This window comes from Psychrobacter sp. (assembly GCF_049295055.1).
Classification (GTDB): Bacteria; Pseudomonadota; Gammaproteobacteria; order Pseudomonadales; family Moraxellaceae; genus Psychrobacter.
Genome location: NZ_JBAQQF010000052.1, coordinates 1 through 14,825, shown reverse-complemented (window position 1 = coordinate 14,825; position 14,825 = coordinate 1). Strand labels below are relative to the sequence as shown.

The window sequence follows — 14,825 nt, the reverse complement described above, 5'->3', positions numbered from 1 at the left end:
AGGTCATGCCGTCATCTATACTTTTGAGAACTTGTCTACGAAAATCTAGTGAGTAAGTCATGGTCTTTATAATAACAATTAGATTTGATAATTAGTTTATAACACTTTTAAGTGGGATTGACTATATGTAGTCCGTTTTTTAATGCGTGGTTGGCTTATCGGTAGCTTACTTATTAACATCACTGTTATTTTTTACTATTGTTAAGGAATCAATTATGAATATTAATATTGGTAGTACTGATCGCATGCTCCGTGTTATTGCCGGTGTCATCATTATTGCGGTTGGTGTTTATTATCAAAGCTGGTGGGGAGTCGTCGGCTTGGTTCCGCTATTAACGGGCTTATTTCGTTTCTGCCCACTCTATAAAATGTTGGGTACCAATACCTGTAAGCTTTAAATCTTAAAATTTATAATATTAATTCTGTTTAATGCTAAAGTCATAAAAGGGTCAATAGTGCAAAGTGCTATTAGCCCTTTTAAAATAGATTCTGTTAAGATATAAGTCATATCATGAGTGAAAAAAGCGACAAAAGCATCACTATGCTCGCGTAGCCAAGCAGTCAATTACGTACCAGTTACTAGGCTAAATGCAGCGTCGAATGACGGTAAATGGAGAAAGCTATGAATCCGTATGAGCGCTACATATTGCCAAAAATGATTGATCTTGCCTGTGGCACGGGCGGGGTGATGAAGGCGCGATCGAGAGTCGTACCGCAAGCAATAGGCGACGTCCTAGAAATTGGTATCGGTAGCGGTCTTAACTTACCGTTTTACGATCCCAAAAAGGTTTCTTCTATTGTCGGTGTCGATCCAGCTGCCCAAATGCAAGCTCTAGCACGTCAGCGAGCGGCCGCTATTAATATTTCTGTTGAGATGGTGGCAGTGGATGTTAAAGGTATTCATGCCGAGACAGCTCGCTTTGATACCATTGTGATGACTTTTACCCTGTGTAGCATCATTAACCCGTTATCGGCGCTTCAGGAAATGAGGCGACTACTCAAGCCTGAAGGCCGACTGCTATTCTGTGAACATGGTCTAGCTCCAGATCCTTCGGTCGAACGTTGGCAACACCGATTAACGCCTTTGTGGAAGCCCATGACGGGTGGCTGTCACCTAAATCGCGATATTCCAGCGCTCATCAAAGTGAGCGGTTTTATTATCGGAGAACTGAGCACAGGGTATTTATCTGGTCCACGGCTGATGACTTATATATACAGCGGTTGGGCGCACTAACCATTATACAGATCAACTATTAAACAAACCTATCAAATAAACGCGACTATCATCGTCATTATAGGAGTAATATTATGAGTGAAGAGAAAAAGGACTATCATGTCGTCTGTCCACATTGCCAAACGACCAATCGCGTGCCAGCTGAACGACTCAATGCAGCGCCAAATTGTGGCAAATGTGCTAAACCTCTATTGACTGGAACGCCGCATGAACTGAATGCGCAAACGGTTAATAAGGTCATTCAAAAAAATGATGTACTGACTGTGGTAGATTTTTGGGCAAGTTGGTGTCAGCCTTGCCTTATGATGGTGCCTGAATTTAAAACGGCCGCCAGTCAGCTACCACAAGTAGTATTTGCTAAAATACAGACAGATAAATATGAGCAAGCGGCTGCGCCATATAATATTCGCAGTTTACCGACGATGGTCGCCTTTAGAAACGGTAAAGAAGTTGCACGTCAGTCAGGTGCGTTACCAAGCAACCAAATTGTACAGTGGGTGCAAAGTCTCAAATAATTTTAAGAAATATAAGTATATTTTCATAAAATTAATTAACTTAGAGTAAGCAATAAAAAGCCAATACGTTTATCGCGTATTGGCTTTTTTCAAACTAAAGGTTTATGGGTTAAAGCAATTGCGCTATCGGCTTATTCACCATAAATCTTAATACCATTGGCAAAGCTACAACGCTGGATACGCGCTGATTGGATAATAGCATCACGTTCTCCGTACAGACGCGATAACTTAGCATCGCGAGCTTTAGTGTTGTTACTCTGACCGACGCCAAAGCTGATATTAGGCGAGATGCCCCAACGACCTGCGGATATCCCAACACCGACCCCTGATGCGGATAAGGTAGATTGCTCGTTACGTGCAGCGTTCACATAATTATTGACACGAATATATTCTTGATTCAATGCTTGGCAATCGTAGTTTTGATAGGTGCTAGGCGGTACATATTGCGGGGTAATATTACCCGTAGTGGCACAGCCTGAGAGAGCAAAAATGCCAACTGTTGCCAGTAGGGTTGCTGCAGTAAGCGTTTTCATAATGACTCCATTAGGCTAAGTTATCGTATTGGTATTTATTTAAGATAGCAAAAATAACGTAATTAAGATATTGAAAAACATAGCAATTATTTAATATTTTGCAACCGAAATATTATCGGAGCACCATAACTATTGGTGCGCAATTTATGCTAAACGGTTATCAAAATAAATTGCCCGGCTTAGCAAAGGCAAGTACTACAATGCCCACATAAGCCGCAGCAGCAATAAGAATACCGGTTTTTCTTTGGCTAGGTGTTGCACTGTTATTAAAGGCTTTGATACTGGCGCTGATCGCTGCTACAAATAAAACCATTTTTGCAATGACCCATTGTACAGGTGCATTAGCATTGAGCAGTTGAAACAGCATCCATGCGCCTGAAAGTAACACTAGCGCATAAACGATATGATTGGATATTTTAATGACGCGTGGCGTCTGTTTGTTAGTGCTTAAAATCAAATAGCTTTGGTATAAAAATAACACAATAACGATTACTGCCATCAACATGTGTAAATGCTTCATAAAACAACGTTCCTTTTACCGTTACAGCTCGCAAGCTTAAATAAGAGATTGATGATAGAAGTAATCACTACGTTATATTTTTTCCAGCGCATAACGGGCTTTCAGGGTTTTGACCCTGCCACTCTGCCGGTGTATAGGCATGGATAGCCAACGCATGTATTTGACCACCTTGTGAAGTCAGTAACGAATTCGCCCGATCGTATATTAGCTGATGGCGCGCGACTAAGCGCTTGCCTTCAAAGGTATCGCTAACAATGATGAGTTTAAAGTGACTTTCTTTACCGTCAAAATAACCGGCATGATTCATTGATTCATTAACCAATTCCATATGCTGTGGTTGTAACTCTTGTAGCTGATGACTGAGGGCGTCAGCGGTAGGTGTCGTAGTCATAACAATCCTTATATGCTTGTACTAAATATAGTTTTATACCAAATATAGTATTCGGCTTAGTCAATTTTAATTGACGAATTGCGCCCATTATAGCAGACCTTCATCTCTAAGCTATCTTATGCAGCGCAGAACTAGCTTAGTATTAAACTATCTATTCAAAGCATAAAAAAGCAGAGCGCAATATAAAATCTGCGCTCTGCTTTTGTTACTTACTATTATTTACTTTAATCAAGTTTAATGATTAGACATCAGCCATTAACGACGTGCTTTTTGGTATAAAGGCATGACTTTTGGCAGCAAAGATTGTATTTGTGCAATACGGTTACCGCTGGTTGGGTGAGTGCTTAAAAACTGTGGTGGCTCACCTTGGCTGGCGCGTTGCATTTTTTGCCATAGAGTAACAGCAGCTTGCGGATTGTAGCCAGCGCGCGCCATTAGTTCAAGACCGATTTGATCGGCCTCAGCTTCTTGGGTACGACTATGAGGACGGCTTAGACCTAAGTCTCCAGCGACGTTTGCAAGCTGAGCTTGACCTTGTGATAGACCGAAAATACTCGCAGCGACACCGATACCGGTTTGAGTCGCGTACTGACGTGATAGGCGTTCACGTGAATGCTCACGTAAGGCATGAGACATCTCATGACCCATAATCGCAGCGATCTCATCATCACTTAAATTAAGACGGTCGACAATGCCGGTATAAAACATGATTTTACCACCTGGCATAACAAACGCATTCAATTCGTTAGATTTAATCGTGTGTACTTCCCATGGCCATTTTGCCGCATCAGGGCGATAGACGCCAACTTGACCGACCAAACGATTAGAGATTTTTTTCAGGCGATTCAGCTGAGCGGTGTTGGTATCAAGCAAACGTTTCGCTCGTGCTTCTTGTATGGTTTTATTATAACTCTGGGCTGAGAGCTGTAATACTTGCTCGCTTGATACGAGTAGCAGCTGCTGACGATCAACGCCAACGGCACCCGTACTGGTCGTGCTAGTACAACCTGTCAAAGTCAGTGCTGACAATGAAGCCGCCATAACGGTGGTAATAAGTAGCTTTTTCATAATAAACATCCTCGCTGTAAATAGAAAAAATAAAGTTAAACAAAACCAGTATTAATGAAGTAGATGAAAGGATAGCTTATTATTAAAGTTTTACCATCGTCTACCAATCTACCGAAACAGTAAAATTCTACCTGAACTGTTGTTAGGCGTAAGTATAATAATGTTAACCATCTAAAACCAATAGAGTAAAAGTAACAATAGAAGGTAGGATTGTAAGTGCTATGAAATGGTAAAAAAGGAACGTGCTTTTAATGGTTTCAACCACATAAGTTAGTATTCTCTTAAAAGTTAATGGCTTGATACCTATTACAATAGAACAAGTTTTAATAGATAGGAAAAGAATAAGGGATTAGAGAGTTATTTATGAAAATAATTGCTCTGATAGGTTTTACGAAAATAAACTATGAAATCAATTGTCTATAGAGATTATCGTTGAGATAGCAGATTAAAAACAGCGACATTGATTGGAAGATTGAAAAAAACTATTGACATGCACAGAATATTTGCTAAAATAGCCAGCCTATCGAGACGTAGTAGTAAGTAACTTACGAATTGATTTATGCGGGAATAGCTCAGTGGTAGAGCATAACCTTGCCAAGGTTGGGGTCGAGAGTTCGAATCTCTTTTCCCGCTCCAAATATGGCTTGTAAAAGCACTAAAGCTTCACTTCTTATCATAAGAAGTGAAGCTTTTTTTATGTCTGAAATTTGAGTTAATAATCAGTTAGCAGCATATGTAGCTAATGACAATGCCTATAGTGGCATGATAGTCGGTCAAATATAAATCATTACAAAAAGTGTCTGAACTTAGCACATTGAAATAGACTATCCCGCGCATAATTATTTCTAGTCAGCGTTTAGATTACAATCACGTTGAAAATGGTCGTATTGGCACCTTCTTAATCATAAGATTAACGCATGTATTAGCCATCTATTTTTAGCAGCTATCTATTTATACTATTTAATAGTGCTGTAAACGAGCTGAGCACACCTATATTAAGGAATTATTATGCAAGAATTTCAACATAAAGCATTTAACGAACTGTTCGATTTATCAGGTAAAGTTGCCATTGTGACGGGCGGCGCCAACGGTATTGGTAAAGCCACAGCGCTACGTTTGGCAGAAGCGGGTGCTAACATTGCCATTGCTGATTTAAAACTTGAAGATGCACAAGCAGCGGTAAAAGATATTGAGGCGCTTGGGGTAAAAGCGCTTGCCGTAGAGTGTAATATTTTAAAAGATGATGATTTGGTCACTATGGTAGACAAAGTTATCGCTGAGTTTGGCACTGTTAACATCTTAATCAATAATGCGGGCGGCGGTGGCGGCGGTCGTGAAAACCCGTCCACAGCATCGGTCGACGACATTCGACGTGATTTTGAATTAAACGTTTTTAGTGGCTGGCGCTTAAGCCAATTGTGCGCGCCGCATATGAAAGAGTCAGGGTATGGCTCGATTGTATTCACGACTTCGATGTCGAGTATCAATAAAAGCCCAAATATGAGTGGCTATGCAGGCTCAAAAGCGGCTGTCAATCATATGGTGGCAAACTTAGCGCATGACTTTGGTCCTGAAGTGCGCGTTAATGCGGTCGGTCCTGGTGCCACACGTACGGATGCGTTGAAAACGGTACTAACACCAGAGATTGAAAAGAAAATGCTCGCAAATACGCCTATTAAACGTTTGGGCGAGGCTGATGATATCGCTGGTGCTATGTTGTATTTTGCGGCACCGATATCGACTTGGGTCAGTGGTCAAACCATCTTTGTGAATGGTGGCGGTGTACAGACATTGGATTAAATATAAAATAGCGCTTATTAAAATATAGGTTATTTTTTTGTTAAAAACCAGTAGTATGTAATTACTCATAAAAAAGCAGCACTTAATATCTGATTAAGTGCTACTTTTTTATGAAATAGTATTTTCAATACTAATCTAATTAAGCACTGATTTAATTAAGTACTGATTTAAAAATAATCCCAGTTCCTACTATCTGATTTAACTATTATCCGCTAGCTTTTCTACTACGCCCCATGAGGCTATTTGCAACCCACGCTGGACCAATGAGTAAAAACTGTAAATCTTCAAAAAAAGAGGGTTTTTTACCTTCAATCTTATGACCGATAAACTGTCCAATCCAAGCAACTACGAAAATAGCTGCCCAAATCTTAAAGCCCCAAGGTAATAAGGTCATTACTGAAAGACAGATGAGAATAAACATACCCATGGCTAAGAACAACGGCGTTGATAAGCGCATATAAAATAATAATACCAAAGCACTCATTACCAAGGTAAACCACACTGACAGTGACATACCCATACCTAACAGGCTGACAAAAATAGTGGGGACGCATAACCAATGGATTTTTTTATTGACAAGGTTTTGATGGCTGACAGAATACTCACTGAGCCACTGCTCAAGTGTACGTTTAGACATCCGCTTTTGCTGAGAACGAGACATACTAACCTCCCTGTTAGTAAATAAATAGTTGATAGTAGATAAATGAAACAATCTACTGCCGACTACCAGTTGTAGCACTAATTTGAGCAGTCTGCCATTTTATCTGTTAGACCGCACAGTCAAACCCTCTTATATTGTCTGTCTTATAAGTCGCTTTATAACTATTAATTATTGCGCAGGCTTTGGTAATTCTACAGAATTTTGCTCACTGCGATACCATTCATACAGACCAACAAACGAGTTTACTTGGTAGACCATCGTCTGGATAGCAAAGATATAATTACCCGACATGAGGTTTACGGTCAACCAGACGAAGTTAGATAGAATCCATAACCACCAATTAAATGAATAGCGCAGAATCATTGCGGCTTGAGCAGTGATAGAGAGTACAAAAGCGATGACGTTAATCCAGAAGAAAGAGATAAAGCCTAAAAACTTACTATTGTCATCTTCAACGACAGCGTAGCCATAGTTTGCTAATAAATCATTTACTGTGGGAAACAGTGCCAAACCGATGATTATAAAGGCAATCGTCAGTATCCAAATCCATCTGCTGGCAGATTTGGGTACCATATCACCATCAGCATCCGTATGCTTTGACCAATAAAAAAGCCCATAAAGATGACTGAAAAAGTTAAACAGCGGTGCCAGCATCAGACCAACGGCGCCTGACGTTGCTTGCACGACAAACTCCCCTGCGGTAGCCGCCATTCCAAAGCCATTGCCCAGAATGTTTTTGCGGAACGATAATGACACCACACAAATTAATCCGATAAATGACACGGCTAAATAAAACCAATCAAGGGTACTGTGCTCAGTGGTTAGCCAAAAGCCTGCTGATAACGCAATTACACCGCAAATGAACCAAGTTACAATCCATTGTATCGCCCATTTTCCAGTGATGTTATCTAGTAGCTGAATGCGCATCGTTTTTTTCCTAAAGATGAGATGAATAGTGGTCATCAGTCGTAGTATTGTTATTAATAAAGCACTCACTAAAAGTACTGACTGAAAATATTATTATAAATGTATAGTTTTTTACATTTTGCTTTTTATTGATATGTTTCTTATTGATATAGTTTAAGACTCTTTACCATAAATATATTGATCGATAAATAACAACGCTTGCTTGTAACGAGCATCATAATCGGGCTGATCAATCACATGCGGTTCAATATGATGACGGGCAAAAATATCTAATAGTCGCTGCTCAAAACGCCCGCGTGCGTCAGGATCACCTAATGAGCGCATCCCATCGTCGACCCACGGCACATTGTTATCGAGCATAATGGTATGGTCTAAGCGAAACTCATCAATACAGGCTGCTACAAAAGGATGCGTACGACCTTCATACTCTTCACAGAAAGCTTGGGTAGTCACAAAGTCGGTATCAACAATGGTGACGGGCGCGGTTGCTACGCTTGCGGCATCGCGAATGGCTTGGGCATGATGTAGAGCAATGGGTCCGTAGTCACTATATTGTAGCCCAATCTCACTACCGCCTAGATCTGTACCGACATAAAGCCGTCCCATCTCAAGCGCGAAGCTGGCACCGTAATAATTGGCAAGCTTATGTACCAATGTGGTTTTACCTGAGCTTTCACCACCGACGATTGCGATTGTCTTGGTATAGTCAGCACGTGCTTGCGGATGAATCGCTGACCAATGTGCGACTGGATTGCAAGCGATGGCATAAGAATCAAACTCAGGCTGTAGCGGGGTCGTGACTACCTGCATGATTAGCTGCTTACAAACATCAGACTGTGCTAACGGGTGATTTTCTGCGACAAATAATACCGTCTCAGCTGGCAAGGTTAGCGCTTCTGTCAAACGTTGTAACTTAGCATTACTAGCAGCCACATCAATGCTAACGTCAGCAAAATTTTCATGCAACGGTAGCTCAATTTCATCCGTGGTATGAATATGAATAAAAGGTAAGTCAGCACAAGCCATTTGTAACCAACGCGCTTTATCTTGCAAGGTGATTTTGAAGTTTGGATGCGGCGATGGATGCGCCATGATGACGATGTGAAGGGTTTTTGCTTGTCCTGCTGCGTCCAATATGCTGCGCATTTGCCCTAAATGTAGAGGTTCAAAATGTCCAATCATCAATCCTGACTCGTACATAACGTTCATAGCCTTCCTTAGTTTTTTATTTTATTGATGCTTTAATGCGCTGAGTGTTATTTCTAGAATATCTAAAACTTAGATTATTTATCAGCATGGTATAAAGGTTTATAGCGATTTACAGGTAGGTTATTGTAAATAAAATTTATTTTATAAATGGCTTATTCGATTAAAATCAAATCAAAACAAGATAGTTATCAATCTATCATTATGCTAAATAATTTCGTGATTTTAAAAATTGAGTTAGGAGATACATCCAATTTATTTGACTATAAACATTTGAAATTGTAACAAATCATGTAATATTAGAGAAACAAAGCTAAGTTTGAAACAATTTGAAATAACTATTTAAAATCAGCTATTTACGATGAGTTTTGACAGATTACGGTAAGCTTGAGTAGCATAAACTCACAAAGTACGTCTATATACTCAACAGATAGAATATAAATGATTGCTATACTTATTGGTAAGTTAAGAAGACAAAAAAAGCTACAAAATCGGTTAGAAATGTCAGTGATAAAAATAGAAGTAAAATAAATAATTGTAAGAGAGGTATTTGATTTGGCTAAGTTAGCAAAATTACATCGGTCACAGAATAATAAAATGATAGCGGGCGTAATGGGCGGCATTGCAGAATATGTCGGTTGGTCACCTACATGGGTGAGATTGCTATTCTTCATTGTCTCATCATTGAGTGCAGCGGTGCCGGGTATTTTAATCTACATTATCTTATGGATAATTATGCCGAAAGCGAGCAGTCAGTCTTATCAGTAAAGCAAAGATTCATAGTAGTCATAAAGCAAAGAAGTTAAATAAGAAACAGCGGTTCCCCAAAAAACAAAAAGCCTGACCAATCAGGATATCCAAGACATACTTTTCCTCCTGCCCAAATGCTTACGCATTTGGGTATTTTTTTATTTATAGTGTTGACTGCCCTTACTAGCAGAATTTACTAATAAATAGGCTAGGTAGTTGGTTTTTTCTACTCGTAATATAAATTTAGTTGATGTAAATATAGATAAAATAGTCAATTTTTAGTAAGGTGAGCAGGCAAATAGAATCGTTGCCAAATAGGCGATACGAGTGCTATCAAAGATTGATCTATTCATACTCATTCACAGTGGTTTTATTATGACGCTTCAAACTATGATCCCCCAAGCGACAACCCCAATGATAAAAGACAAAGAGCAGCAGCCGATGACTTTTCAAGATTTAATCATGACGCTGCAAAACTACTGGGCCTCAAAGGGCTGCGTCGTGTTGCAGCCTTATGATATGGAAGTCGGTGCAGGTACGTTTCACACCGCGACTTTTCTACGTTCACTAGGCCCTGAGCGCTGGAATGCCGCTTATGTGCAGCCGTCACGTCGTCCAACAGATGGTCGCTACGGTGACAACCCAAACCGCTTGCAACATTATTATCAGTTTCAAGTGGTACTTAAGCCAAATCCACCCAATATCCAAGAGCTATATTTAGGCTCACTTGAGGCGATTGGCATTGATCCACTGGTTCATGATGTGCGTTTTGTTGAAGATAACTGGGAGTCGCCTACGCTTGGTGCGTGGGGACTTGGTTGGGAGATTTGGCTAAACGGTATGGAAGTGACGCAGTTTACCTATTTCCAACAAGTAGGCGGGCTTGAGTGCTTCCCTGTGACCGGTGAGATTACCTATGGTCTTGAGCGCTTGGCAATGTATGTACAAGGCGTCGATAGCGTTTATGATTTGGTTTGGGCAGATGGTGAATTTGGTCGTGTTACTTATGGTGATGTCTTTCATCAAAATGAAGTTGAGCAGTCTACCTATAACTTTGAGCACGCCGATGTGCCAATGATGGGTCAGATGTTTGATTTTTATGAGCAGCAAGCGGATAAGTTGGTCGAAGCAGGTCTACCGCTACCAGCTTACGAGATGGTGCTAAAAGCTTCGCATGCCTTTAACTTACTTGATGCACGCGGTGCGATCTCAGTAACCGAACGTCAGCGTTTTATTTTGCGTGTGCGTACGCTGGCACGTAAAGTCGCATTGGGTTATGTGGAAGCACGTGCAAAATTAGGCTTTCCATTAGCCGATGAAGCTCATCGTCAAGCAGCACTTGAGAAGTATTTGCCAAAAGAAGACACTATAACTGAAAGTACAGACAAAGACCCATCTATTAATAACGATAAATAGGAGCATCCCATGAGTACTATTCTATTTGAATTGGGGTGTGAAGAGCTACCTCCAAAAAGCCTAAAGCTCTTACGCGATGCATTGCAAGAAAGCTTCATTATACAATCAGCTGTAGCTAACATTACCTTTGATAGCATCAAAGCTTTTGCGGCACCACGTCGTTTAGCGCTTCGGATCGAAGGTATTAGCGATAAGCAACCAGATCGTACTGAAGAAAAACGAGGCCCTGCGATTAAAGCCGCATTTGACGCTGATGGTAATCCAACGCGTGCAGCGATGGGCTTTGCAAAGGGTTTGGGTATTGAAGCCAGCGAGCTAACGACCATTAACACCGATAAAGGTGATTATGTCGGCTATGTACAAACCATTCAGGGTCAAGCAACGACTGAGCTGCTACCTGCTATTTTTCAAACCGCACTTGATAACCTGCCAATTGCTAAGCGTATGCGTTCAGGTACGAGTCGCAATGAATTTGTGCGTCCGGTACAGTGGGTAGTATTGATGCAAGATAGCGCCGTTATTGATGCCACTATTCAAGGTCATCAGACTGGAAATCAAACGCGCGGTCATCGCTTCCACAGCCCTGATTACCATACTATTGCGCATGCCAACGATTATGAGCAATTGCTCGAGGGTTTAAAAGTGGTGGCGGATTTCGATAAGCGCCAAGCATTTATTAACAATCAAGTTCAAGCGTTAGCAGCTGAAGTCAATGCTGACGCTATTGTGCCGCAGAGTTTGCTAGACGAAGTCACCGCCTTGGTTGATTTTCCGATTGCGCTACGGGCAAGCTTTGAGCCGCGCTTTTTACAAGTGCCACAAGAAGCGCTTATTTCTACCATGCAAGCGGATCAAAAGTATTTTTGCCTCACTGATAAAGCAGGCAAACTGCAGCCTTACTTTATTTTTATTACCAATATTGAATCTAAAGATCCCAATCAGATTATTGAAGGTAATGAAAAAGTCGTGCGTCCACGTTTGGCTGATGCAGAGTTTTTCTTCTTACAAGATCAGAAGCAGCCATTGTTTGCTTTGACAGAAAGTCTCAAAAATCGTGTATTCCAAGATAAGCTGGGTACGATTTGGGAAAAATCTGAACGTATTGCCAAGCTTGCCGCTTTTATCGCTGCGTTAATGCAACAGCAAGGACAGCAGATTGATATCGATGAGACAGTACGTGCAGCGATATTATCCAAAGCCGATTTAGCAAGTTCACTGGTGGGTGAGTATCCTGAGCTGCAAGGTATCGCTGGTACCTATTATGCCCGTCTAAATAATGAACCTGAAGCGGTAGCGGCAAGTTTAGAAGAGCAGTATTTGCCCAAATTTAGCGGTGATGTATTACCGAAAACGCCGATTGGTATCTGCTTAGCGTTGGCAGATCGCTTGGATACGTTAGTGGGTATTTTTGCTATTGACCAAGCACCCACTGGTTCAAAAGATCCTTTTAGCTTACGTCGTTCGGCGATTGGTATTTTGCGTATTTTGATTGAAAAGCAGTTGCCAATTAACTTGGTTGCCTTAGTTGAGCAAGCCATTAAAAACTATAGCACTGCTGACGGTAGCAAGATTACCAAGATGGGCGATACGTTTACTAAAGTCATAGCGTTTTTAAATTCACGCTATCGGGCGATGTATACCGAGCAAGGCGTCAGTGTCGATACTATTCAGGCGGTACAAGCCATCAATCCGCACATGCCGCTTGATTTTGATCAACGTATTCGCGCCGTACAAACCTTTAGTGAGTTGCCACAAGCTGAAAAGCTTGCCGATTCGAATAAGCGTGTTGCTAATATTTTAGCCAAATCTGAGGGCGCAGTGGCTGATCAAGTTGACGCGTCGCTATTGACTGAAGATGCTGAAAAATCGTTATATGAGGCTGTGCAAAAAGCGCAGTCGAATGTGACGCCGTTACTTGAAACGGCGAACTATACGCAAATCTTGCAAACCTTGGTCAGCTTAGATGAACCATTAACGCAGTTTTTTGCTGACGTGATGGTTAATAGTGAAGAGGCGGCGCTCAAAGCCAATCGCTTGGCATTACTTAAACAAGTACGTGCTTTGTTTTTGACAGTGGCGGATATCAGTGAGCTACAGTTATAATATGGTCAGTATAACAGCTTAACAAGCTATCTTTTAAAATGAAAACTGGCTCACTATGGCCAGTTTTTTATGCAGTTATTTTAAATGGTTAGAAGTTTTATAGACTTATAAGCAATCAAAGATGATAAGGTTTTTTGCTTATACGATTTTGCTTATATCGTTATTTACAGTAAAATTATGCTATTAGCGCGTATTGAGCGATAGCTATTTTACTGGTTTATTCTCATTAACTAATAATGCTTTAATCCATACTCGAAGGAGCACTGCCGTGTTAGCTGTTATCATTGTAATCATCATTATCTGGATAGTAATGTGGGGATTCTATAAGTTTATGTACCCACGCGCGCCCAAAAGCATGATGCCAAAAAAAGGCGATGTGATCACACTGCATCAGTGCGATTTTTGTGGCAATAGCTTGGCTGAATATCGCGGTGTACTTGAGACCAATCCAAGCTTAGCTGTAGATAGTGAGAGCAGTAACAGTAGCAATGCTGAAGGTAATAAAGCGCTATTCTTTTGCAATTATGAGCATCAAGCGGACTTTCATGCGGGAAGGGTTTATAAGTAAGCAGTATAAATAAGTATTTTGCTATTTGTATTTAAAAGAAGCGCTTAGCTTTAATGGGCTAAGCGCTTTTATGTTGAATATATCAGTATTAACTCAATAGCAGTATTGATCTATAAGATAGAATGGGCGTCTTTCATCACTTTATTCAGCAAAGCCTCCGATTGCTTATCTTGCTGTAAGCGGTCTTCGTCGCTTCTTTGATTGACATGAATTTTTTCATGTAAATTTAAGCAGCATAGAACCAATAGGCTCTCTTGGCTAAGGCTTGGCGCATCTCTTTTTAAATTTAGCGCATAGTCATTGATATAAGAGACGGCAGCATATAGTTCTTCCTGCTCGTGTACTGGGCAATAGATCGGATAGTTCACACCAGCAATCGCAATATCGACTTTTTTAATTTGTGGCTCAGGTGCACTATTGATTTTAGTAACAGGTCTAGTAGTGTCGCTTTGTGTGTTTGAATTATTTGAAACGGCGTTCTGTGCTTTAAGCTCAGTGGTTTGTGCTTGGTTTTTTTCTACTTGGCTATTTTCTACTTTGCTTTCTTGCGGCTGTTTTTCTATAGATTTGGACTGGTTATCGGTCATGATAAATCCTACAATGTCTGGTCAGTAAAGTGGGTCATATCAGATATGACAGTGAGTATCGTGCTGGCTTTATAGGCAAAAACGATGCTGAATTGCTATTGATTTAAGCTATTACTAACCTTCTGCTTGATCGATACGGGTTAAGCGTTGTAATACCACCTGTGTACGCTCAGCTGCCAATTCGTTTTTCTTTTTCAAATCGCTATTTTGCTGTTTAATGTCGCTATTTTGCTGTTTTAATTCATTATTATTTTGCTGCAGTTCGCTATTTTGTTGTTGCAATTGATTGATCTGCTTTTGCAGTTTGTCTTGCTCTTCACCAATCATGTGGTGCGCTTCTGCTAGGTTTTGATAGCGCTTATCGAGATCAGTTAATTGTTTTTTAGCGGCATCGCGTTCTGTATAGCTGCTATCAAGTTTAGTTTTTAATGCGACAAGTTCTTTTGGATCGGTAATCGGTTGTTGCTTGAGGCTGCTAAGTTCAGCACTGACAAGCTGATACTGTTTTTTGATGTCGAGTATCATTTTTTCTAATATTCTAAGTTG

17 protein-coding genes and 1 tRNA gene are annotated in these 14,825 nt (G+C 40.6%); 9 read left to right on the top strand and 9 right to left on the bottom strand.

Features of this window, described 5'->3' with window-relative positions; genetic code table 11:
* The first annotated feature begins 215 nt into the window (after positions 1-215).
* From WAZ74_RS07750 to trxC, 3 genes are all read left to right on the top strand, one after another.
* The gene (locus tag WAZ74_RS07750; protein WP_422307517.1) at positions 216-398 is read left to right on the top strand and encodes a YgaP family membrane protein; all 183 of its coding nucleotides are present in this window, start codon (positions 216-218) and stop codon (positions 396-398) included.
* Positions 399-622: 224 nt separating this feature from the next.
* A complete protein-coding gene (locus WAZ74_RS07745; RefSeq protein ID WP_422307515.1) occupies positions 623-1,234 on the top strand; it encodes a class I SAM-dependent methyltransferase in 612 nt (203 codons plus the stop codon).
* Positions 1,235-1,308: 74 nt separating this feature from the next.
* Positions 1,309-1,749, top strand: coding sequence for a thioredoxin TrxC (gene trxC / locus WAZ74_RS07740; RefSeq protein WP_422307513.1), 441 nt, complete (start codon positions 1,309-1,311; stop codon positions 1,747-1,749).
* Between the two features lie 131 nt (positions 1,750-1,880).
* Here trxC and WAZ74_RS07735 read toward each other — a convergent pair whose 3' ends face one another.
* The 4 genes from WAZ74_RS07735 to WAZ74_RS07720 form a co-directional block, all read right to left on the bottom strand.
* Positions 1,881-2,282, bottom strand: a complete 402-nt coding sequence (locus WAZ74_RS07735; protein ID WP_422307511.1) for a hypothetical protein — start codon at positions 2,280-2,282, stop codon at positions 1,881-1,883.
* Between the two features lie 160 nt (positions 2,283-2,442).
* Entirely contained in the window at positions 2,443-2,802 is a 360-nt protein-coding gene (locus WAZ74_RS07730; protein ID WP_422307509.1) for a SirB2 family protein, read from the bottom strand.
* A gap of 67 nt (positions 2,803-2,869) precedes the next feature.
* Entirely contained in the window at positions 2,870-3,193 is a 324-nt protein-coding gene (locus WAZ74_RS07725; RefSeq protein WP_422307507.1) for a BolA family protein, read from the bottom strand.
* Between the two features lie 255 nt (positions 3,194-3,448).
* Positions 3,449-4,261 carry a M48 family metallopeptidase gene (locus tag WAZ74_RS07720; RefSeq protein WP_422307505.1) on the bottom strand — a complete coding sequence of 271 codons (813 nt, stop codon included), beginning with the start codon at positions 4,259-4,261 and terminating at the stop codon, positions 3,449-3,451.
* Between the two features lie 561 nt (positions 4,262-4,822).
* Here WAZ74_RS07720 and WAZ74_RS07715 point away from each other — a divergent pair.
* Both WAZ74_RS07715 and WAZ74_RS07710 read left to right on the top strand, forming a co-directional pair.
* A tRNA-Gly gene (locus tag WAZ74_RS07715) sits at positions 4,823-4,897 on the top strand.
* A 372-nt stretch (positions 4,898-5,269) separates the two neighbouring features.
* The gene (locus WAZ74_RS07710; protein ID WP_422307503.1) at positions 5,270-6,061 is read left to right on the top strand and encodes a glucose 1-dehydrogenase; all 792 of its coding nucleotides are present in this window, start codon (positions 5,270-5,272) and stop codon (positions 6,059-6,061) included.
* 205 nt (positions 6,062-6,266) lie between these two features.
* Here the strand turns inward: WAZ74_RS07710 and WAZ74_RS07705 are convergent, their stop codons facing one another.
* From WAZ74_RS07705 to nadR, 3 genes are all read right to left on the bottom strand, one after another.
* On the bottom strand, positions 6,267-6,722 hold the full coding sequence (locus WAZ74_RS07705; protein WP_422307501.1) for a DUF962 domain-containing protein: 456 nt from the start codon (positions 6,720-6,722) through the stop codon (positions 6,267-6,269).
* A gap of 168 nt (positions 6,723-6,890) precedes the next feature.
* Positions 6,891-7,649 (bottom strand): nicotinamide riboside transporter PnuC, encoded by a 759-nt coding sequence (gene pnuC / locus WAZ74_RS07700; RefSeq protein ID WP_422307499.1) that lies wholly within the window; start codon positions 7,647-7,649, stop codon positions 6,891-6,893.
* A gap of 153 nt (positions 7,650-7,802) precedes the next feature.
* Positions 7,803-8,849 carry a multifunctional transcriptional regulator/nicotinamide-nucleotide adenylyltransferase/ribosylnicotinamide kinase NadR gene (gene nadR / locus WAZ74_RS07695; protein WP_422307520.1) on the bottom strand — a complete coding sequence of 349 codons (1,047 nt, stop codon included), beginning with the start codon at positions 8,847-8,849 and terminating at the stop codon, positions 7,803-7,805.
* A gap of 561 nt (positions 8,850-9,410) precedes the next feature.
* On the opposite strand from nadR, the gene WAZ74_RS07690 reads away from it, so the two are divergent.
* From WAZ74_RS07690 to WAZ74_RS07675, 4 genes are all read left to right on the top strand, one after another.
* Positions 9,411-9,623 (top strand): PspC domain-containing protein, encoded by a 213-nt coding sequence (locus WAZ74_RS07690; RefSeq protein ID WP_422307497.1) that lies wholly within the window; start codon positions 9,411-9,413, stop codon positions 9,621-9,623.
* A gap of 423 nt (positions 9,624-10,046) precedes the next feature.
* The gene (glyQ, locus tag WAZ74_RS07685) at positions 10,047-11,021 is read left to right on the top strand and encodes a glycine--tRNA ligase subunit alpha (protein WP_422307519.1); all 975 of its coding nucleotides are present in this window, start codon (positions 10,047-10,049) and stop codon (positions 11,019-11,021) included.
* A 9-nt stretch (positions 11,022-11,030) separates the two neighbouring features.
* On the top strand, positions 11,031-13,124 hold the full coding sequence (gene glyS, locus WAZ74_RS07680) for a glycine--tRNA ligase subunit beta (protein WP_422307495.1): 2,094 nt from the start codon (positions 11,031-11,033) through the stop codon (positions 13,122-13,124).
* A 268-nt stretch (positions 13,125-13,392) separates the two neighbouring features.
* On the top strand, positions 13,393-13,692 hold the full coding sequence (locus WAZ74_RS07675) for a hypothetical protein (protein WP_422307493.1): 300 nt from the start codon (positions 13,393-13,395) through the stop codon (positions 13,690-13,692).
* Between the two features lie 110 nt (positions 13,693-13,802).
* Here WAZ74_RS07675 and WAZ74_RS07670 read toward each other — a convergent pair whose 3' ends face one another.
* On the bottom strand, positions 13,803-14,279 hold the full coding sequence (locus WAZ74_RS07670; RefSeq protein WP_422307491.1) for a cell division protein ZapA: 477 nt from the start codon (positions 14,277-14,279) through the stop codon (positions 13,803-13,805).
* A 114-nt stretch (positions 14,280-14,393) separates the two neighbouring features.
* On the bottom strand, positions 14,394-14,825 hold a 432-nt coding region (locus WAZ74_RS07665; protein ID WP_422307489.1), incomplete at its 5' end, for a hypothetical protein.